General features: G+C 33.6%; 16 protein-coding genes, 12 tRNA genes and 2 rRNA genes. All 30 read right to left on the reverse strand.

The window, feature by feature from the left end; all coding sequences use genetic code 11:
* Positions 1–32 precede the first annotated feature (32 nt).
* Positions 33–1,139: an undecaprenyldiphospho-muramoylpentapeptide beta-N-acetylglucosaminyltransferase gene (gene murG, locus BM077_RS06890; protein WP_089748636.1), complete on the reverse strand. Its 1,107-nt coding sequence runs from the start codon at positions 1,137–1,139 to the stop codon at positions 33–35.
* 10 nt (positions 1,140–1,149) lie between these two features.
* Positions 1,150–2,235, reverse strand: a complete 1,086-nt coding sequence (gene ftsW / locus BM077_RS06895; RefSeq protein ID WP_089748637.1) for a putative lipid II flippase FtsW — start codon at positions 2,233–2,235, stop codon at positions 1,150–1,152.
* A 1-nt stretch (position 2,236) separates the two neighbouring features.
* On the reverse strand, positions 2,237–3,604 hold the full coding sequence (gene murD, locus BM077_RS06900) for a UDP-N-acetylmuramoyl-L-alanine--D-glutamate ligase (protein ID WP_089748638.1): 1,368 nt from the start codon (positions 3,602–3,604) through the stop codon (positions 2,237–2,239).
* Between the two features lie 25 nt (positions 3,605–3,629).
* The gene (gene mraY / locus BM077_RS06905) at positions 3,630–4,592 is read right to left on the reverse strand and encodes a phospho-N-acetylmuramoyl-pentapeptide-transferase (protein WP_089748639.1); all 963 of its coding nucleotides are present in this window, start codon (positions 4,590–4,592) and stop codon (positions 3,630–3,632) included.
* Between the two features lie 14 nt (positions 4,593–4,606).
* Positions 4,607–6,004 carry a UDP-N-acetylmuramoyl-tripeptide--D-alanyl-D-alanine ligase gene (locus BM077_RS06910; protein WP_089748640.1) on the reverse strand — a complete coding sequence of 466 codons (1,398 nt, stop codon included), beginning with the start codon at positions 6,002–6,004 and terminating at the stop codon, positions 4,607–4,609.
* Positions 6,005–6,006: 2 nt separating this feature from the next.
* Complete coding sequence (locus BM077_RS06915) at positions 6,007–7,491, reverse strand: UDP-N-acetylmuramoyl-L-alanyl-D-glutamate--2,6-diaminopimelate ligase (protein ID WP_089748641.1); 1,485 nt, start codon at positions 7,489–7,491, stop codon at positions 6,007–6,009.
* A gap of 63 nt (positions 7,492–7,554) precedes the next feature.
* The gene (locus tag BM077_RS06920) at positions 7,555–9,633 is read right to left on the reverse strand and encodes a stage V sporulation protein D (RefSeq protein WP_089748642.1); all 2,079 of its coding nucleotides are present in this window, start codon (positions 9,631–9,633) and stop codon (positions 7,555–7,557) included.
* A 64-nt stretch (positions 9,634–9,697) separates the two neighbouring features.
* The gene (locus BM077_RS06925) at positions 9,698–10,384 is read right to left on the reverse strand and encodes a septum formation initiator family protein (protein WP_090095191.1); all 687 of its coding nucleotides are present in this window, start codon (positions 10,382–10,384) and stop codon (positions 9,698–9,700) included.
* A gap of 33 nt (positions 10,385–10,417) precedes the next feature.
* Positions 10,418–11,353, reverse strand: coding sequence for a 16S rRNA (cytosine(1402)-N(4))-methyltransferase RsmH (gene rsmH / locus BM077_RS06930; protein ID WP_089748644.1), 936 nt, complete (start codon positions 11,351–11,353; stop codon positions 10,418–10,420).
* Between the two features lie 112 nt (positions 11,354–11,465).
* Positions 11,466–11,897: a division/cell wall cluster transcriptional repressor MraZ gene (mraZ, locus tag BM077_RS06935; RefSeq protein ID WP_089748645.1), complete on the reverse strand. Its 432-nt coding sequence runs from the start codon at positions 11,895–11,897 to the stop codon at positions 11,466–11,468.
* Between the two features lie 556 nt (positions 11,898–12,453).
* Positions 12,454–13,053, reverse strand: a complete 600-nt coding sequence (locus tag BM077_RS06940) for a LysO family transporter (protein ID WP_089748646.1) — start codon at positions 13,051–13,053, stop codon at positions 12,454–12,456.
* Positions 13,050–13,343: a LysO family transporter gene (locus BM077_RS06945; protein WP_089748647.1), complete on the reverse strand. Its 294-nt coding sequence runs from the start codon at positions 13,341–13,343 to the stop codon at positions 13,050–13,052. The genes BM077_RS06940 and BM077_RS06945 overlap by 4 nt, the downstream gene beginning before the upstream one ends.
* A 38-nt stretch (positions 13,344–13,381) precedes the next feature.
* Positions 13,382–14,359 carry an SIR2 family protein gene (locus BM077_RS06950; RefSeq protein ID WP_089748648.1) on the reverse strand — a complete coding sequence of 326 codons (978 nt, stop codon included), beginning with the start codon at positions 14,357–14,359 and terminating at the stop codon, positions 13,382–13,384.
* 146 nt (positions 14,360–14,505) lie between these two features.
* On the reverse strand, positions 14,506–15,252 hold the full coding sequence (locus BM077_RS06955) for a tetratricopeptide repeat protein (protein ID WP_089748649.1): 747 nt from the start codon (positions 15,250–15,252) through the stop codon (positions 14,506–14,508).
* Positions 15,253–15,385: 133 nt separating this feature from the next.
* Entirely contained in the window at positions 15,386–16,825 is a 1,440-nt protein-coding gene (locus tag BM077_RS06960) for a sensor histidine kinase (protein WP_090003453.1), read from the reverse strand.
* Positions 16,812–17,519: a response regulator transcription factor gene (locus tag BM077_RS06965; RefSeq protein ID WP_089748651.1), complete on the reverse strand. Its 708-nt coding sequence runs from the start codon at positions 17,517–17,519 to the stop codon at positions 16,812–16,814. Before BM077_RS06965 ends, BM077_RS06960 begins: the two co-directional genes overlap by 14 nt.
* 207 nt (positions 17,520–17,726) lie before the next feature.
* A tRNA-His gene (locus tag BM077_RS06970) sits at positions 17,727–17,803 on the reverse strand.
* 9 nt (positions 17,804–17,812) lie between these two features.
* A tRNA-Arg gene (locus BM077_RS06975) sits at positions 17,813–17,889 on the reverse strand.
* Positions 17,890–17,902: 13 nt separating this feature from the next.
* Positions 17,903–17,979: transfer RNA gene (locus BM077_RS06980), tRNA-Gly, on the reverse strand.
* 32 nt (positions 17,980–18,011) lie between these two features.
* Positions 18,012–18,097: transfer RNA gene (locus BM077_RS06985), tRNA-Leu, on the reverse strand.
* Between the two features lie 5 nt (positions 18,098–18,102).
* Positions 18,103–18,178: transfer RNA gene (locus BM077_RS06990), tRNA-Phe, on the reverse strand.
* Positions 18,179–18,196: 18 nt separating this feature from the next.
* Positions 18,197–18,273, reverse strand: a tRNA-Met gene (locus tag BM077_RS06995).
* 16 nt (positions 18,274–18,289) lie between these two features.
* Positions 18,290–18,365 (reverse strand) — tRNA-Lys (locus tag BM077_RS07000).
* Between the two features lie 169 nt (positions 18,366–18,534).
* A tRNA-Thr gene (locus tag BM077_RS07005) sits at positions 18,535–18,610 on the reverse strand.
* A gap of 3 nt (positions 18,611–18,613) precedes the next feature.
* Positions 18,614–18,691 (reverse strand) — tRNA-Asp (locus BM077_RS07010).
* A 192-nt stretch (positions 18,692–18,883) separates the two neighbouring features.
* Positions 18,884–18,959: transfer RNA gene (locus BM077_RS07015), tRNA-Val, on the reverse strand.
* A 78-nt stretch (positions 18,960–19,037) separates the two neighbouring features.
* Positions 19,038–19,113 (reverse strand) — tRNA-Glu (locus BM077_RS07020).
* Positions 19,114–19,117: 4 nt separating this feature from the next.
* A tRNA-Asn gene (locus BM077_RS07025) sits at positions 19,118–19,193 on the reverse strand.
* Between the two features lie 48 nt (positions 19,194–19,241).
* Positions 19,242–19,358, reverse strand: a 5S ribosomal RNA gene (gene rrf, locus BM077_RS07030).
* Between the two features lie 82 nt (positions 19,359–19,440).
* Positions 19,441–19,606: ribosomal RNA gene (locus BM077_RS13865) — 23S ribosomal RNA — on the reverse strand; the annotation flags it as partial.

The following is a 19,606-nucleotide window of genomic DNA, read 5'->3' on the forward strand; positions in this document are numbered from 1 at the left end:
ATGTTAAGCTTAACTTGTCCAATTTTTAAAAACTAAATTAGCTCATCAATTAGTTTAATAATATTATCTACTGCTTTTGGTTTTCCTAATTTCTTACTAGCCTTTGCCATCTTATCTAACCTCTCTTGATCAAAGATTAATTCTTGAATCTCATTTACTAATTTAACTCCATTTAAGTCATGGTCTAAAATTACTTTGGCGGCTCCTCGTCTTTCCAATGACCGAGCATTATGCTCTTGATGATTCTCGGCAGCGTAAGGATAAGGAATTAAGATAGCCGGAATCCCGCGAGCAGTTATCTCCGCTAAACCAGTTGCTCCCGCTCTAGAAATAACTAAGTCAGCAGCTGCTAATCCCGCAGCCATATTATATAGATAAGGCTTAATAATAATATGACCATTTTTTAAATTAGATATACCCAATTTAGTAGCAACTTCTCTAACCCGAGCAAAATCATTCTTCCCAGTTATATGTAAAACCTGAATTTCAGGATTCTTTTGACTTAATTTATAAACTTCTTCCATAGCTTGATTAATGCTCTTAGCCCCTCTACTACCTCCAAAGACTAAAATGAACTTCTTATTAGGGTCTAAACCTAATTCTTTATAACTTTCTAACCGTCGTGCCTTAATAATTTCAGGTCGAACTGGATTTCCAGTCAAGACTAACTTAGAATTACCGTTAAAATAACTTTCAGCATCTTGATTACTCAAAGCAACTTTATCTACCAATCTAGATAATAACCGATTAGTCAATCCTGGATAAGCATTCTGTTCATGAATTACTGTCTTTTTCTTCATTAGAGATGCCATCAACATAACTGGCCCACTAACATAACCACCAGTTCCTATTACTATATCTGGTTTAAAAGTATTAATTAACTTCTTAGCTTCCCAAACTCCAATGCCTGTTGTCACTAAACTTGTTAAAATTTCTATCGATAGTTTCCTAGGTAGACCTCGACTAGAAATATTAGCCAATTCATAACCTGCCTTAGGAACAATCTCTGCTTCTAATCCTTCATTAGTACCTACAAATAATATTTCTGCTTTCTCATAATTCATTTCTATGCCTTTAGCAATAGCTAAACCAGGATAAATATGCCCCCCAGTTCCTCCTCCAGTAAGAATTGCCTTCATTTGATCACTCCTACTTAGTGTACCGTGATATATTTAACAGAACCCCAACACTAGATAACATAATTACTAATGAAGAACCTCCATAACTAATAAAAGGTAAAGTAATACCTGTTACTGGCATCGAACCAGTAACGACTGCAATATTGATTACTGCCTGCATAGTAACCATCGTAGTGATTCCAACCGCTAAAAAGCTCCCAAATAGATCCGGTGCTTCTAAAGCTATTCTTAATCCTCTCCACGCAAACAAGAAGAAGAGAGCAACCACTAACATAGTTCCTAAAAAACCTAATTCCTCACCAATGATAGCATATATAAAATCAGTACCTGGCTCTGGTAGATAAAAGAATTTCTGTCTACTCTGTCCAATCCCAACCCCAAATAATCCTCCGGACCCTAAAGCATATAATGATTGAATAATATGAAACCCTGAATCTAAAGGATCACTCCATGGGTCAAGAAATGCTAAAAGCCTCTCCTTTCGATAAGGAGCACTAAAAATCAAATAGACTACGCCTAATAGACCAACTCCTGCTAAACTGCCTAAATACTTATAATGGATCCCCGCCGCCACAAACATAATCATTACTGTACCAGCAATTGTAACCGCAGTACCTAAGTCCGGTTGCGCTAAAATCAAACCACAGGTCAATCCTAATATTGTTAATGGAGGTACTAATCCTTTAAATTTATCTAATTTATACTGTTTAACGGCTAAATATCGAGCCATATAAAATACCATTGCTAGCTTAACTACCTCTGAAGGCTGTATATTTAACATACCAAAACCTAACCAACGTTGTGAACCACCAACTACTTTACCCATAAACAAAACCGCTAATAATAGACCAAGACTAACTAATAATCCCAATTGAGCAAACTGCTTATAAAACTTATAATCTATAGTCATAAAAAAGACCATAGCACCGATACCAATTACTGACCATAAAAATTGCTTTTTAAGAAAATAGAAACTATCACCATAATCAGCATAAGCACGAATAGAAGTAGCGCTAAAGACCATCATAACTCCTAATCCTAATAAAGTTATCATCGTAAAGAAAATTATAAAATCAGGTGCTCCTACCTTACGCATCCTACTGCCCCCTTAAATCATATACCGCTTGCTTAAACTTACGCCCTCTTTCTTTATAACTACTGAACATATCCCAACTAGCACAAGCAGGAGATAATAAGACATAGTCGCCTTCTTTACCTAATGTATCAGCTACCTGTACTGCTTCTTCAATAGAATCTACTTTCTTAACATTAGTAAAGTCAAGACTATGTACATCTGCTTCAATCTGATCAGCTGTTTCTCCTAATAAGATTAATTCCTTTACATTATTAACTATCTTATTAGCAAATTCAGCAAAATCCGCATTCTTATCCATACCACCAGCAATCAAAATCAAAGGTGCATCAAAGGTCTCTAATGCCTTTATAGCGGCTACCGGATTAGTACCTTTTGAATCATTAATATATTTAACCCCATCAATTACTGCTACTTCTTCGATCCGATGTTCTACACCATCAAATTCTTGTAAAACTTGTTTAATTACTTCTAAATCAATACCACTCAATATAGCAATTGCCGTAGCTCCTAAAGCATTCTCTAAATTATGGGGTCCTTTAATTCCAATTTTATCTACCTCAATTATGAATTCTTTATTACCAGTTAAAGTACTAATAATCTTACCATCTTCAACATAAAGACCACCATCCTTGATATCTTCTTTCTGACTAAAGTATACTACTTCTCCCTTTGTTTCATTCCCAAATTCTCTAGTCAACTGATCATCATAATTTAAAACTGTATAGTCACTCTGCTTTTGATTAGAAAAGATTCTTTTTTTAGCTGCTATATAGTTAGCAAAAGTACCATGCCGGTCCAAATGATCCGGCGTCAAATTTAAAATAAGACTAATTTTTGGTCTAAAATTTTCAACATTCTCTAACTGAAAAGAACTAATTTCAGATATAACAAACCCTTCCGATGAAATATTAGGTACATCTTGAATTAGCGGTCGCCCAATATTTCCTCCTACTACTACTTCACTACAAGCTTCTTTAAAAATTTCACCGGTCAAAGTAGTAGTTGTTGTCTTGCCATTAGTTCCAGTAATCGCTATAATTGGGGCTTTACAAAAATGGTAAGCTAACTCTATCTCACTAATAATTCTAATTCCTAACTCTCTAACTCGCTTTAAAATTGGAATTTGGTCTGGCACCCCGGGGCTGATGACTATTAAATCAGTATCTTCAATTACTCGCTCAGTATGTCCACCTAAATCAAAATCTATTTCATAATTATCTAACTCTTCTAACTCAGCTTGTAACTCTTCTTTTGACTTTACATCACTAACTACTACTTTAGCTCCCTTATCAACTAAAAACTTAGCTGCTGCTACTCCTGTTCTTTTACCTAATCCGATAACTACTACCTTTTTATCTGCTAAATCCATATGTAATTTAACCACCTTTCCAGCATTAAATCCCTTGTAAACCCATTAAACCTGCTAATGAAAGGATAGCCGCCAAAATCCAGAACCTAACTACCACTTTTGATTCTTCCCATCCTTTCAATTCAAAATGATGATGGAGAGGACTCATTCTAAAGATTCTCTTACCTCCTGTTAATCTAAAATAGATTACCTGGATTATTACTGATAAAGCCTCTAGAACATACACACCACCAATAATTACTAAAAAGAATTCCGTTCTAGTCAATATAGCAACTACTGCTATCGCACCTCCTAATGCTAGTGAACCAGTATCACCCATAAAGACCTGTGCCGGATGGCTATTAAACCAAGCAAAGCCTAAACATGCGCCAGTAATCGCAGTAGTAAATGATGCTAAATCATAGTTGCCTAAATTAAGACTAATTACAGTATAAGTAATTGCGACTATGATTGTTACTCCCGCAGCTAAACCATCTAAACCATCGGTTAAGTTAACGGCATTAGAAGTTCCAATTACTACCAAAATCACAAATGGAATAAATAAAATACCTAAATCTAATGTTCCCCCTAAATAGGGAATAATAATTTTAGAACCTATATTTAAATTATATAAGATATTATACCCTAATAACCCACCTATTAAAATCTGACCAAATAACTTCTGTTTTGCCTTTAATCCTAGAGAACGATTAGCTACAATCTTAATTGAATCATCCAATAATCCTAAAAAACCATAACCCAAAGTTACAAATAAGGCCCAAAAGAGTTTAGATGTCATTTCAGTAAATAATAGAATAGAAACTACAATAGAAATTAAGATTATCACTCCCCCCATTGTAGGAGTTCCACTCTTTTCTAAATGACTTTCCGGACCTACTTCTCTAATATTTTGACCAAACTTTAATCTATGTAATAGATTGATCATTACTGGTCCAATTAATAACGTAATCGCAAAAGCTGCAACAGTTGTATATATTAAATTAACCATTACCTTAAAACCTCCTATAGCCTTTTCAATAAGGATTCCTCTACTTCTTCTAATTGCATACCTCTAGAACCCTTAATTAAAATTGTATCACCTGGTTGAATTAACTGCAATAGTTGATTGACAATTTCTTCATTAGTTTCATAATTAAATACTCTTTCCTTGGCTAATCCTAACTCTTTAGCTCCTTCTCCGATTAGCAGAGCTAATTTGCCTACTGTTAGTAAGTAATCGATATTATTATCTAATATCTTATTAGCTAATTTAGAATGCTCCTCCTCAGCTTTTTTACCTAATTCTAGCATATCCCCCAAAACAGCAATCAAATTTCCATCTTTCTGTCCAACATCTACTAATAAATCTAATCCTGCTCGCATCGAAGTAGGATTAGCATTATAAGCGTCATTAATTAGAGTAATATTCTTACCTAAATCCTTAATATCTCCTCGCATAGCTGTCATCTCTGGCTTAGCTAATCCAGATTTGATCTCTTCTACATCTAATCCTAATTGAAAACCTACACCAATTGCTGCTAAAGAATTATAGATATTATACTCACCTGAAAGCGGTAGTTTTACCTTAAAATCTTCACTATAATACTGTACTTTAAACTCTAATCCATTCTTTCCTAAATTCTTTACATTATTAACTCGTAAATCATTGGTAACGTTAAATCCATAACATAATGTATCTGCTTCCGTCTTATTAACCATCTGCCGTACATATGGATCATCACCATTCAAGATAGCCTTACCCTCGTTTGGTAAATTACTTATTAATTCACTCTTAGCTTCAGCAATATTTTCTTGACTTCCTAAACATTCTAAATGAGTTAACCCTACATTAGTAACTACACCTATTTCCGGCTGAGCAATTTGAGCTAAGTATTCAATTTCTCCTAAACCACGCATTGCCAATTCTAAGACTAGTACTTCATAATTAGAATCTAATCTAAATAAAGTTAAAGGCAACCCAAATTCATTATTGTAGTTGCCTTCAGTCTTCATAGTGTTGAACTTAACATTCAAAACAGAAGCTATTAAATCCTTAGTTGTTGTCTTCCCCGTACTCCCAGTAACCCCAATTACTGCTACATCGAATAGACTACGATAATACTTAGCTAAATTTTGTAAAGCTGTAGCAGTATCTTCAACTCCAATTACAATTGTATCAGCATTAAAATTATATTTACTAGCTTTATCTGACTCAATAACTACTCCACTTGCTCCTGCTTCTAGAGCATCATTAACAAATTTATGACCATCAAATCTTTCCCCTTTAATCGCAAAAAATAAAGCACCGGTATCAATTGTTCGTGAATCAATAGAGATCTCCTCGACCTCTATTTCTAAACTACCATTAATTAGTTCTCCCTCTATTGCTGGTAAAAATTCTTTGACTTTAATCGGTTCCATATTTATTCACCTCTATTTTCAACAAGAGCTTCTCTAGCGACTTGGCGGTCATCAAACTGAATCGTCTTATCCTTTAAAATCTGATAAGTTTCATGTCCCTTACCAACTATGAATACTAGGTCATTAGCTTGAGCTATCTCGATACCATAATTAATAGCTTCTGCTCTATCTTCAATAATTATATAGTCCTCTCCTGCTACCTTACTTATCTCTTTTACTCCCGCTTCAATATCATCAATAATCGCTGCTGGTTCTTCACTACGAGGATTATCGGAAGTAATTACTGAAAAATCAGCTAATTCAGTTGCAACCTGCCCCATAATTGGTCGCTTACTACGGTCGCGATCTCCCCCACAACCAAACACAACAATAATCCTACCTTCAACAAAGTCTTCAGCCGTCTGTAAAATATTCTTCAAACTATCAGGAGTATGAGCATAATCCACAATCACTCCAAAATCTTGACCTTCATCTATAATCTCAAACCTTCCTGCTACTCCCTGAACCTCTTCTAAACCTTCCTTAATATCATCTAATTTAATATTTAAGCTTGCACCAGCCCCTAAAGCAGCTAAAGTATTGTAAACATTGAATAATCCAGTTAAATTTAAATTCAAATCTATTCTATCACTAAAAGCCTCTACTAAGAATTCAACTCCTGTAGGGCTAATTGTAATATCTTTTGCTTTTAAATTAGCATCTTTTTCAATACTATAAGTAATAATTGAACCTTCACTAAAATCTAGAATTTGATCACTATGTGGATCATCAATATTAATAATTGCTGTCTTCTCTTCGTCACCTTCTAGCTTACTAAATAGCTTACCTTTCGCAGCTAAATAATCCTCAAATGAATCATGAAAGTCCAAATGATCCTGAGTAATATTAGTAAAGATAGCAATATTAAAATCAATTTCATCAACACGATTCAATTCTAATGCATGCGAAGAAACTTCCATCACTACATGAGTAACTCCTTCCTCTACCATCTTTGCAAATAATGCTTGTAAATCTAATGCTTCTGGGGTAGTTCTTTGCGTTTTATAATCTTGGTCACCAATCTTATTCTTTATTGTCCCAATTAACCCTGATTTATACCCTGCTCTCTCTAAAATTGACTTAATTAGATAAGTAGTTGTTGTTTTCCCATTAGTCCCTGTTACTCCAACCACTTTCAACTTCTGTGAAGGATGGCCATAAAAAGCTGAACTTACTTTTGCTAGCCCCTGTCGAGTATCATCAATCATAATAACTGTTGCTTCTCTATCAATTCGTATCTCTTTTTCAACTAAGATAGCAGCTGCTCCTGCCTCGATTGCCTCATCTATATAATCATGCCCATCATGAGTAAAACCACTAATACTAACAAATAAATAGCCTGGTTTAACCTTTCTTGAATCATAAGCTATCCCTTCAACACTTATATCCAAGTCACCTTGTAAAAGATCAAAATCTAAATCAGTAACTATTTCATTTAATCTTTTCAACTATCTCTCCTCCTTATCTCATTCACTATATATTATTTTACATTTAATCTAATTTATTCCTAATTAATGCAGTTTTACTTTAACGGTAGTTCCAGATTTAATTCTAAAGCCAGGAGCAGGCTGCTGCCTAATAATTTCTCCACTTCCTTGCCACTCTAACTGTAAACCAAGCTCAGCCAATAAATTTTGCGCTTCCTCTAACTTCATACCTTCCAAATCCGGGATTGTAACTTTATACCGCTTCTGATTCTCTAATCCATCGGAAGTAAAGAGAATTATAGTAGTTCCAGTATCTACTTTTGCTCCAGCAGTTGGAATTTGTTCTAATACTTTATTCCCATTTCCTTCAATTTTAAAGTTCAAACCTAAATTCTTTAACTTAGGACGTACTTCTCTTAGTGATTGATTAACTAAATTAGGTACTCCTACTTCTTTAATTTCTTCCTTTCCTTCTTCTACTTCTTCCTCCTGACTAGGTGGTAGTTCTAAGTATCGAACAACATCTTTAACTATATTATGAAATATTGGTGCTGCCAATTGTGAACCATAATAAGGATAACTAGTAACTCCTTTCATAGCTACTAATACTACTAATTTCGGGTTATCCACTGGGAGTAGGCCAATAAAAGATGAATCATATGCTTTAACCCCATAGTGCTTAGCTGTTCCTGTCTTTCCTCCAATCCTATACCCTTTAACCTGAGCTTTTTTCCCCGACCCATTTGCTACTACTCCAGCTAACAATTCACGTGTAGTTTTGGCAGTTTCTTTAGAAACTACCTGTCTAACAACCTCAGGTTTAAATTCTTTGATAATTTCGCCTTGACTATTCTCAATTTTATCTACTAATCTAGGTTTCAAAAAAACCCCATCATTTGCTACCGCTGAAACTGCTGTAATCAATTGAATTGGAGTTACAGAGATTCCATGACCAAAAGACATAGTAGCTAATTCAACTGGTCCTATCTCATCATAATCATAGACTAAACCACTAGCTTCACCTGGCAACCTAATATCAGTCTCTTGACCAAAACCAAAAGCCTTAATATATTTATAAAATGCTTTCTTTCCTATTCTCTGTCCCACCTGTACAAAACCTGGATTACATGAATTTTCTACTACTTCCGCAAAGGATTGACTTCCATGCCCACCATCTTTCCAACACCTAATTATTTCGCCACCTACTTTTATATATCCTGGATCAAAAAAACGATCTTTAGGATTTACTACCCCTTCCTCCAATCCAGAAGCTGTAGTAATAATCTTAAAAGTAGACCCTGGCTCATAGGTATTTGAAATAGCAGCATTACGCCATAGCCCTGGTGAATACTTAGCAAATTTATTTGGATTATAGGCAGGACGATTAGCCATAGCTAAAATTTCACCATTTTGCGGATTCATAACAATAATTGTTCCATCTTTAGTTTCAGTATTTCGCATTGCTTTTTCTAATTCTCTTTCAACAATATATTGAATCACATGATCTATAGTTAAATAAATATTATTCCCATTCTTAGGGTCTAAATACTTCTCAACTCCCTCTGGAATCTGTTGTCCAGTAGCATCTTTTTCTATCATTATCCGTCCGGGTCTTCCTCTTAATACTTGATCATAGGATAATTCTATTCCATTTAATCCCTGACTATCAATACCAGCAAAACCTAAGATATGTGATGCTAACTCTCCTTTAGGATAAAATCTTTTGCTTTCTTCGGTAAAAGTAATCCCCGCTAAGTCTAATGATTTAATTCTTTTAGCTTTTTCTTCGGAAACCTTTCGTTCTAAATAAACCGCATAAGCATTCTTAGTAACTCGTTTATATATATCCTCTTGACTCATATCTAAAATTAATGCTAATTTTTCAGCAACTTTTTTAGGATTCTTAATCTCTGGCGGAACAGCAACTACAGTATCCGCACTTACACTAACAGCTAGTTCTTCTTGATTCCTATCATAAATAATCCCTCTTCTAGGTTCCACCTTTAATTTCCTTAATCTTTGATCTAATGCTTTAGATTGATAAAAATCATTATTAAAGACCTGTATCCAGCTTAATCTTAAGGTAATCATAAACATAATAAAAACTACAATAAGAAAAAGATGAAAGATCCTCTTTCTTATTTGTAGCTTATTTTGATCCATATTCATCCCCCTCTACTCATTTATTTAGGGGCCATTTTAATATCTTTGCCCTTGACTTATCATTTTATTTATCTAAAGTCCCCGCTTCCACTTGGGTAAGACCTTTAAACCAAGTATAAATTTTATAACCTAATTCATTCAATTTATTAAATCTAGTTTTTAATTCATTCATTTCATTAGATTTTTTATTTACCCCATCTACCTTTTGCATACTAATAAAGTTAACCTTATCTGGCTCAACCATCCCTAAGTCATTCTTAGCTATCCTTTCTATACGATCAAGCGACTTATGCTGGGCTATCTTTAATTTTGCTTTTCTTTTATTAGTCTTTAAATTTTCAATTCTATTTTGAACCTGAGTAATCCTAGAATTGATCTTACTCATCTCCACATACTTATTAATATATAAGATTCCAAATATAGCTATAATTCCGATAAGCAAAGCATAGCTAATCATATATATGAAAGTTCTATTAAACCAACTCTCCTTACTATCTGCTTGGTTATTATTACTATCTTTTCTATGATTTTCATTATGAGTTCTTTTATTTTTACGAAGATACTTTCTTCTTTTTTTTCTCCTTTTAGTAGATTTATTTAAGTTAACCCTTTTACTTTTAGTATTCTTTCTTTCCTTGCTTTTTCTATCTTTTCTTTTATATCCTTTATCATTTTTATAATTATACCTGCTAGCAGCAGAATCTTTATCTTTATAGTCTTTTATCTCTTTCTTTCTATCTACCACTATCATAATTATTCACCTACCTCTCATTTTAGAACAAAATCAAAGCTTTTCTACAACTCGTAACTTTGCACTTCTCGCTCTGGAATTATTCTCTAACTCTTCATCCTTAGCTACTATAGGTTGTCTAGTAATAATCTTCACTTGTGTTTCTTCATCACAAGCACAGACAGGAAAGTCTGGTGGACAAACGCATCCATTAGCTAAATCTTTAAATTTATGTTTAACTATCCTATCTTCTAAAGAATGAAAAGTAATAATAGCAATTCTACCACCTGCTTTAAGAGGAGGCAGGATTCGCTCTATCGTTTTAGGTATAATCTCCAATTCATTATTGACAGCAATCCGCAAAGCTTGAAATGTCCGTCGTGCTGGATGAGGTCCTTTACGCCTAGCACTAGCAGGAATTGCCGCTTTAATTACACTTACTAGTTCAGTTGTCTTTTCAAACGGCTTGTCTTTTCTATATTTAACTATAAACTCTGCAATTCTGCTAGCCCAACGCTCCTCACCGTACTCTTTAATGATTTCTGTCAATTTACTTTGGGAAAGACTATTTAATAAATCAGCAGCAGTTTTTGATTTTCTTTGGTCCATCCTCATATCTAGAGGTGCATCATATTTATAACTAAAGCCCCTTTCCGGGGTATCTATCTGATAAGAAGAGAAACCTAAATCAAATAAGAAACCATCTACTTCCTTAATATTTAACCTCTCTAAAACTTGATCTATATTCTTATAATTCTCTCTTACTATCTTCACTTCACATTCGACATTTGCTAATTTTTCTTTAGCAGCATTAATAGCAGCTAAATCCTGGTCAATCCCTATTAAAGTTCCTGTTGACCCAATCTTCTTAGCAATTTCAAATGAATGTCCTGCACCACCTAAAGTGCCATCAACATAAGTTCCTCCCGATTGACAATTTAAATACTCAATCGTTTCTTTAAATAGAACTGGTATATGTTCAAAATTCATTTTATCACCTATTTATATAATATATTTTTAAGCATTTGAAGCTTATTTTCTATTAGTCGACAAATTTAAGTGAAAGGATTCACTTAAATTTTAAAATATTTATTATCAACAATTAAATTCCTAATTCTTCTATAGTTTCAGCAATATCTTCATATGAATCTTCCGCATCAGATAAGTAACCATCCCAACGTTCCTTACTCCACAATTCAACACGATTAGAAACCCCAATGATTACAACTTCTTTCTGTAAATCACCAAATTCTCTTAGGTTGGTAGGGATAGAGATTCGACCTTGTTTGTCTAATTGACACTCTGTTGCACCAGAAAAGAAGAATCTTACAAATGCTCTAGCATCTTTTCTAGTCAATGGTAGAGATTTCAACTTCTTCTCTAGTATTTCCCATTCATCCATTGGATAAACGAACAAACAATCGTCAAGGCCTCTAGTAGCTACAAAATCCTCTCCTAATTCTTTACGAAATTTAGCAGGGATAATTATTCTCCCTTTACTATCCATTGAATGTATGTACTCACCCATTAACATAGTATATCCCCACTTTTTTGGTTAGTTAACCACTAACTCCCCCTAATACCACCACAACGCCCCACTATCTACCACTGTACTTTTAGTTATTCTATACTCAGAGAAAAAATCCTTTAATTTTGTAGAAAATATCTACTATAAATTAGGTGAGAAATTATTTAAAACTAAATAAGGAATAAACTTACATTAATAATAATTCTTAAGAATTTAACATAAATATCTGATAAGAAGAATAATCATTAATAACTTTTACTAATTTAAAGTTAATTATAAATACTTTTCACTATTTTAATTTCTATACATATGATAGTTAATAAGTGAAGTTAAGATATAGGAGGGTGAAAGATGAAAATTGATTTTTTCTTTGCCTGGTCTAAAAATGAAGAAGATGACTTGAAATCGTGGGGTGGGGGATTTAAATTACCTAGTTTTATTAAATGGATTAAAAATTTGTTGAGGAAATAAAATTATCTGCAATTCTAATTTAAGTATAATTTCCTAGTATAATAAAATAAACCGATCAATATATATTGATCGGTTTTATCTCCTATTCTGTCTATAATTTAATTAAGAAAGGTACTAAAATAGGTACTAAAGATGATAATACTATACCATTAATAAATGCTATTACTCCAATTTCTGAACTAGAACTTTGTATAATTAGAGGTAACGTAGTATCCATAGTTGTGGCTCCCCCAGGAGCAATCAAAGTTATTTTCCCTTTAGTCTTAGCTAATAAAGGAATCAAAATAACTGCTAATAATTCACGAAAAACATTAGTTAGAAATGCTAAACTACCAATCTGTATATCATAAATCTTTGTTATCAAAACTCCGGACAAACTATACCAACCAAATCCTGCCCCAATAGCGCTAGCTTCATTAAATGGTAAGGTTAAAAAGGTCCCACTTATAACCGCCCCTATTATACTACCGATAGCAACTACTATTGGTACTGAAATCACTTTCCAACCTAACTGCTTTATCTTACTTAAGACTTCATCTTTGTTTTTACCAATATCTATTCCGATGCCAAATAGTAAAATTGCTAAAAAATAAGTAGTCATCTGACTAAGGTTACTAGCTAAATCTGGAGCTATAATAAATTTACCGACTAAAATTCCTCCAATAACTGAAGATAATATTAAAATAATCATCGGCCTTTCTGATTCTCCTTTCTAAAGTCCCCTACTAAGTTTTCCAAGAACTTAACAATTAATATACTCCCTAATATACTTCCCATTGCTAAAATTAATGCTTGTAGTCCTAACTTATCTAAGTTAGCTATAACTTTATCATTTAAACCTATTTCCGCCCCCATGTTAAATAATAGCAATATTAATCCGACAGTAATTAATTTATCAGTTGAACTTTCTAACGAATCAGGTATTAATTCAAAATAACCAATTATTAAACCTAAACTTAAAGAAATAATAATAAGTAACATTTATTACACTCCTATTTGAATTCTATGTCAATCTATACCTATTCTTTACTTTTTAACAATGCTCTTAATTTAATATATAAAGATTTATCAGCCAAAAATTCATTAATACCTTTATTGAATATAACTAATCTATCTTGATATTGACTAAAATACTTTCCAGCAATCTTTTGAGCACTAGGTGATACTAAATAAATATGTAATTTAGGATTATCCTTAAGCCCATCTAGTACCATCTGTCTAATCAAAGGGTCTCCAAAGCTATACCCAATACTAATTAATACTTTCTTTCTTAATAATTCTTGATCAAAATGATTTAATAGATTTTTAAATGGTTCATATTTATTATGTTCTGGATAGACTAACATACCAGAAAGCTCTGTTCCTAAAAAATATCTTAATTCTTTATCATAATTAATAATAGGGAGTTTTAACCTCTTTCCTCTTTCAGTCTGATACCAGATGATTGAGCCATGCAGTTTGTATAATCGCACATCATAATCTTCTCTTTGTAATAATTCTGGCTTCCAAACTAGGTCAAAACCATCTGTATAATTTATTCGGTATAACTCACATAATGTTTCAATAGTCAAATCATAATTTAAAGTAAATACTTGTAAGCTATCTGATTCATGAATAAATTTCATTAACGGTAAAAGATACTCTATATCCTTCTTTTGAATATTACATTCTCTTCTAATTAACATTTTCAACTTCTTTAACATAGCAGGAACCAAATCTAAATAATTTAGTATCCCTTCCTTAAAATTGCCAAAGAAAGATTTAATCAATCTATTATCAAGATTAGTAATTAAATCTAAAACCTCAAATAAAGATTCTAAATTTAATTCCTTATCTTCAGCTTGCAAAAAATCAACTTCATTTTCTAATTGATTAATGAATTTTACCTCTTGAACAGTAAGTTTGTCTAAATATAATTTATATAACTCACTCATAGCAGGAACTCCTGCAGGTACTGATGCGCCAGCGCCTAATAAGAAACAATATTCAGTAGTCATATCTATACACCCTATTTTAGAATAGATTTATTTTAGTATTAATTAGGATACACATTAAATAAATAATCTATGCTTCTAAATTATATCACCCCTGACTTTAGAAATAGTCAGGGGTAAGATTAATATATAATTTCAATATATAACTACTAGCCTTCTAACAGACGCTTAACCCTCTTTAAATTTACTTTAGCTTTGTAGTAGTTACTATTAATATCCAAAGCCGTTTGATACGCTACTTTAGCTTTTTGTAAATTATTAACATTCTCATAGGCAATACCTAAATTATTGTATAAATAAGCAATTGGCGGATCCAATTCTGTAGCCTGCTTTAAGACTGATATCGCTTCTTTGTATTGGCCAGTCTTAATATATGCATAACCGAGATTATTTAAGACATAGTAATTACTTCTATCAAATTTAGCCGCCTGCTTCAAGTTATTAATCGCTTTATTTAGTCGTCCCTGGCTCATATAAGCCCTACCTAATATATTGTAAGCATCACCATCTTGGCTATTTAGCTTGAGAGCTTTTTCCCCTACCTTAATAGCTGCTTCTAACTTATCCTCTTTTAAATAAACTCTACCTAAATTGACTAAAACTCTATAATGTCTAGGATTAATTTGATGTGCTTTTTTAAATTGAGTTTCAGCAAAATTATAATTGCCTAAACGATAATATGTTAGCCCTAAAATATAATGAGGATACATTAAGTCAGGATTTTCTGAAATAGCCGAAACTAACTTAGGGACTGCTTCATTATATCTCCCTTTTCTAAATAATCTTAGCCCTAATTTATAATTGCTTGTCCCAGCCCATACCATACTGGTAGACACCAATAAAATGCTTAATAACAAACAAATAATAACTAATTTTTGTCGATATTCTTTCTTCATCTAAATCACCACCTAATTTTGATTAATTATACTTCCTTTCACTATTATTCTACTTAAATTATTAAATCACCTGCAAAATTAACGGATTTATTATCTAAGCAAATTGTAAACATAATTAATTGATACAAAAATATTATTTACCTATTGGTAAAATAATTTTAAATTCTGTCCCCTCCCCTACCTTACTATTAACATTAATCCTTCCATTCAGTGCTTCTACTAATTCTTTAACAATTGCAAGACCGATCCCTGTTCCACCTGTCTTTCGAGTTCTAGAACTATCTACTCGATAGAATCTTTCAAAAATATAGGGTAAATCTTTTTCAGGAATTCCAATACCCGTATCTCGAATACCAATAATAACCTCATTTAATTTTCCCGTTACTTTTATAAAAACTTGGTCTCCACTTTCAGAATACTTATAAGCATTAGAGAGTATATTATGAATAATTTTATTCAATACCTCTTTATCAGCTATTAACTTAATATCTGACTCATTAAAATCTAAATTCAAGTCTATATTTTTATCAGTAAACAATTGTGATAAGCTATTAATTTGTGTCTTTATAAATTTATTTAAATTAATTTCTTCTTTTTTGAGCTTATATTTGCCTCCCTCAGTTATTGATAATTCCTGTAGGTCACTTACTAAACCGCCTAATCTCAAAACTTCTTCATGAATTGAATTTAAGTTTTCTTCATTTGTAGGCATAACTCCATCTTGAAAAGCCTCAACATAACTTTGCACAGTAGCTAAAGGTGTCCGTAATTCATGTGCAATATCTGCAGTCAATTTCTTACGAAGTTTTTCTAATTTCTCTAAATTAGCAGCCAATTGATTGAACCGTTCCCCTAATACACCTATTTCATCATTTGAATTAATATCAACTCTTTGTGATAAATCTCCTTCACCCATCGATTCTGCTACCGCTGTAATCTTTTGTAATGGAGAAGTAATTCTTCTAGAAATAAAGAAGCTGATTAACAAGGCTACTATTCCAGCAATAATCCCAGCAACAATAATTGATGAATTAATTGTTTTACGAAAAAGAATATCTTCCTTACTCCATACTCCTTTTTGATTTAAAGGAGTAATATAAGCATGACCAACTACTTGAGAATTAACTTTAATTGGCAACTTAGTCACCTGATGATTATCAATATCAGATTCATAACCTTGATTTTTTTGCAAACTACGTCGATTATTCATCATACCCATTCCCATCATGCCTCTTTCCATCATATCACTGTTCATTCTACCACCGGGCTTACAGTAATCTTTTGAATTATAAATCCTCTGACCTTTATTAGAAGTAATTCTTACTCTTCTCCCAGTCATCATCTCTAAATGTATTAACTGCTGTCCAATCCCATACCAATTACCTTGTTCTTTATAGATAGTTTCTATTGAATTTACAATACGCTCATTTTTAACTTCAGCACTCTTAGCAACATAATCCGCAAACTTTCTATTAAGAGCAATATTAATAAGACCACCAGCTAAAGCAATTGTAGAAATAGTAAGTAATAAGAATATAACAGCCAGTTTAACCCACAATTTAACTTTCATCATTATCTACCTCAAACTTATATCCTACTCCATAAACAGTCTTAATAAACTGGTCAGATTTAATATTCAGTTTTCTTCTTAAGTTTTTAACGTGAGCATCAATTGTTCTATCATATCCATCATAATTATATCCTTGAATTATTTGTGTCAATTGTGACCGTGAATATACTCGACCAGGATTTTGAGCTAAAACCTTTAATAATTTAAATTCAGTAGCAGTTATATCAATAGCCTTATTCCTAAACTTAACTTTATGCTTTAAGGTGTCAATTAATAGTTCATCCCCATCTTCTTTAAAACTTAAAATTTCAGCAGATAACTTTTTCTTTTTGTCAGAACGCCTCAAAATAGCTCGAACTCTAGCAACTAATTCCCGAGGACTAAATGGCTTTACTAAATAATCATCAGCACCTATATTAAGACCAGTAATCTTCTCTTCTTCTGTTGTCTTGGCAGTTAGCATTATAATTGGAAGGTCTGATTCAGTTCTAATTCTTTTACAGACTTCCTCTCCAGTTAATTCTGGTAACATTAAGTCTAATACTATTAAATCTAATTCTTCATCTTGATAAGTCTTCAAGGCCTGCTTACCATCATATGCTAAAAACACTTCATAACCATCTTGTTCTAAATATGATTTAACTACCTTCGTAATCTTCTCTTCATCATCAACTACTAAAATTTTATCTATATCCATAATTAAAGCCCCCTTCAATATCTATCTCCATATCAGTTCAATCTCAAGATTCAATATTATATAAAATAATTATACCAAAATACTCTTCTTTTTGCTAATTATATCAGAATAATATGAATAAATAATGAAATTCAAACTAAAAAAACCTTTGATATCGTACGATATCAAAGGTAAGAATCTATTTAATAAAAGGTATTATTTTTAAAATGGGGTGAGTGATGGGATTTGAACCCACGGCCTCAGGAGCCACAATCCTGCGCTCTAACCAACTGAGCTACACCCACCATAATAAATGGTACGCCTGGGAGGATTCGAACCCCCGACTCATGGATTAGAAGTCCATTGCTCTATCCACCTGAGCTACAGGCGCCCGATAAATAAAATGGAGCGGGAAACCGGACTCGAACCGGCGACACCCAGCTTGGAAGGCTGGTGCTCTAGCCAACTGAGCTATTCCCGCACATATTAAGTCATATTAATTTTAAATATAAATGGTGCGAAGGGCGGGAGTCGAACCCGCACGGGGTAAACCCACTAGATCCTAAGTCTAGCGTGTCTGCCAATTCCACCACCTTCGCTTAAATGGTGGCAAGACCCGGATTTGAACCGGGGACACGAGGATTTTCAATCCTCTGCTCTACCAACTGAGCTATCTCGCCATGTTATTAAATTTAAATTGGTTGCGGGGACTGGATTCGAACCAGTGGCCTCCGGGTTATGAGCCCGACGAGCTACCGGACTGCTCTACCCCGCGTTATTAAGATATTAAATGGTGAGCCATGGAGGAGTTGAACCTCCGACACCCTGATTAAAAGTCAGGTGCTCTGCCAGCTGAGCTAATGGCCCATAAAATTCAGTTTACAGTTTACAGTGTATAGTTGACAGTTACTTTTGTTGTAAACTTTCTAATTCACATGATAGCTAATATCATACCATCAACCTTTGTACTTGTCAAGATTAAAAACACTAACTCTTTTAATGTTTTTAAATATAGTTTATTGTCAACTATATCAAATGGAGCTGACGACCGGACTTGAACCGGTGACCTGCTGATTACAAGTCAGCTGCTCTACCAACTGAGCTACGTCAGCGCATGGCGGGGATGACGGGATTTGAACCCGCGACCTCCGGCGTGACAGGCCGGTGTTGTAGACCAGCTCTACTACATCCCCACGGTTCAGTTTACAGTGTACAGTTGACAGTTTACAGTTACTTTTACTGTAAACTTTCTAATTCATATGATAGTTAATGCTATACAGTTAACATTTCTACTTGTTTAAAATTAAAACCATTAATAATTTATATTTTAAATGGTTTTGATTTTAACTGTCAACTATCAATTGTCAACTGTCAACTATTAAAAATGGTGGGCGAAACAGGACTTGAACCTGTGACCCCCTGCTTGTAAGGCAGGTGCTCTCCCAACTGAGCTATTCGCCCATATTTAGTGTACAGTGTCAGTAATCAGTGTCAGTTTTAATTTTTTAACTGTCAACTCTCAACTGTCAACTATTAAAATGGCACCCCCAAGGGGATTCGAACCCCTGCCGCCAGGATGAAAACCTGGTATCCTAGGCCACTAGACGATGGGGGCCTAATGGCTCCCCGAGTAGGACTCGAACCTACGGCTCGATGGTTAACAGCCATCTGCTCTACCAGCTGAGCTATCGGGGAATAATAGCAATTGATAATTACTCATTTGCAATATTTAATTAAAAATAGATCCGGCAGCGACTTACTCTCTCACAAGGCTACCCTTGCAATACCATCAGCGCTGGAGGACTTAACTGCTGTGTTCGAAATGGGAACAGGTGTGACCCCTCCGCAATTACCACCGGAAAATTTTTTCATTTGTCAACTATACTTTCAAATGTCAACTATACTTTCAAAACTGCACAATGTTAATTATAATTTATTTATCTAGATCAAACCCTCGATCTATTAGTACCAGTCAGCTAAAAACATTGCTGTCCTTACACCTCTGGCCTATCTACCTGGTAGTCTTCCAGGGATCTTACTAGATTAACTCTATGGGAAACCTTATCTTGAGGTTTGCTTCGCGCTTAGATGCTTTCAGCGCTTATCGT

Origin of the sequence: Candidatus Frackibacter sp. WG13 (genome assembly GCF_900114655.1) — a bacterium.
Taxonomy (GTDB): Bacteria; Bacillota; Halanaerobiia; order Halobacteroidales; family Acetohalobiaceae; genus Frackibacter.

Coding starts and splice junctions, on each gene's coding strand:
- BM077_RS06920 (WP_089748642.1), bottom strand. CDS start 9,633: ATGGATCAAAATAAGCTACAAATAAGAAAGAGGATCTTTCATCTTTTT.
- BM077_RS06955 (WP_089748649.1), bottom strand. CDS start 15,252: ATGAAGAAAGAATATCGACAAAAATTAGTTATTATTTGTTTGTTATTA.
- BM077_RS06960 (WP_090003453.1), bottom strand. CDS start 16,825: ATGATGAAAGTTAAATTGTGGGTTAAACTGGCTGTTATATTCTTATTA.
- mraY (WP_089748639.1), bottom strand. CDS start 4,592: ATGGTTAATTTAATATATACAACTGTTGCAGCTTTTGCGATTACGTTA.
- murD (WP_089748638.1), bottom strand. CDS start 3,604: ATGGATTTAGCAGATAAAAAGGTAGTAGTTATCGGATTAGGTAAAAGA.
- BM077_RS06940 (WP_089748646.1), bottom strand. CDS start 13,053: ATGATTATTTTAATATTATCTTCAGTTATTGGAGGAATTTTAGTCGGT.
- BM077_RS06950 (WP_089748648.1), bottom strand. CDS start 14,359: ATGACTACTGAATATTGTTTCTTATTAGGCGCTGGCGCATCAGTACCT.
- murG (WP_089748636.1), bottom strand. CDS start 1,139: ATGAAGGCAATTCTTACTGGAGGAGGAACTGGGGGGCATATTTATCCT.
- ftsW (WP_089748637.1), bottom strand. CDS start 2,235: ATGCGTAAGGTAGGAGCACCTGATTTTATAATTTTCTTTACGATGATA.
- BM077_RS06925 (WP_090095191.1), bottom strand. CDS start 10,384: ATGATAGTGGTAGATAGAAAGAAAGAGATAAAAGACTATAAAGATAAA.
- BM077_RS06965 (WP_089748651.1), bottom strand. CDS start 17,519: ATGGATATAGATAAAATTTTAGTAGTTGATGATGAAGAGAAGATTACG.
- rsmH (WP_089748644.1), bottom strand. CDS start 11,353: ATGAATTTTGAACATATACCAGTTCTATTTAAAGAAACGATTGAGTAT.
- mraZ (WP_089748645.1), bottom strand. CDS start 11,897: ATGTTAATGGGTGAGTACATACATTCAATGGATAGTAAAGGGAGAATA.
- BM077_RS06910 (WP_089748640.1), bottom strand. CDS start 6,004: ATGGAACCGATTAAAGTCAAAGAATTTTTACCAGCAATAGAGGGAGAA.
- BM077_RS06945 (WP_089748647.1), bottom strand. CDS start 13,343: ATGTTACTTATTATTATTTCTTTAAGTTTAGGTTTAATAATTGGTTAT.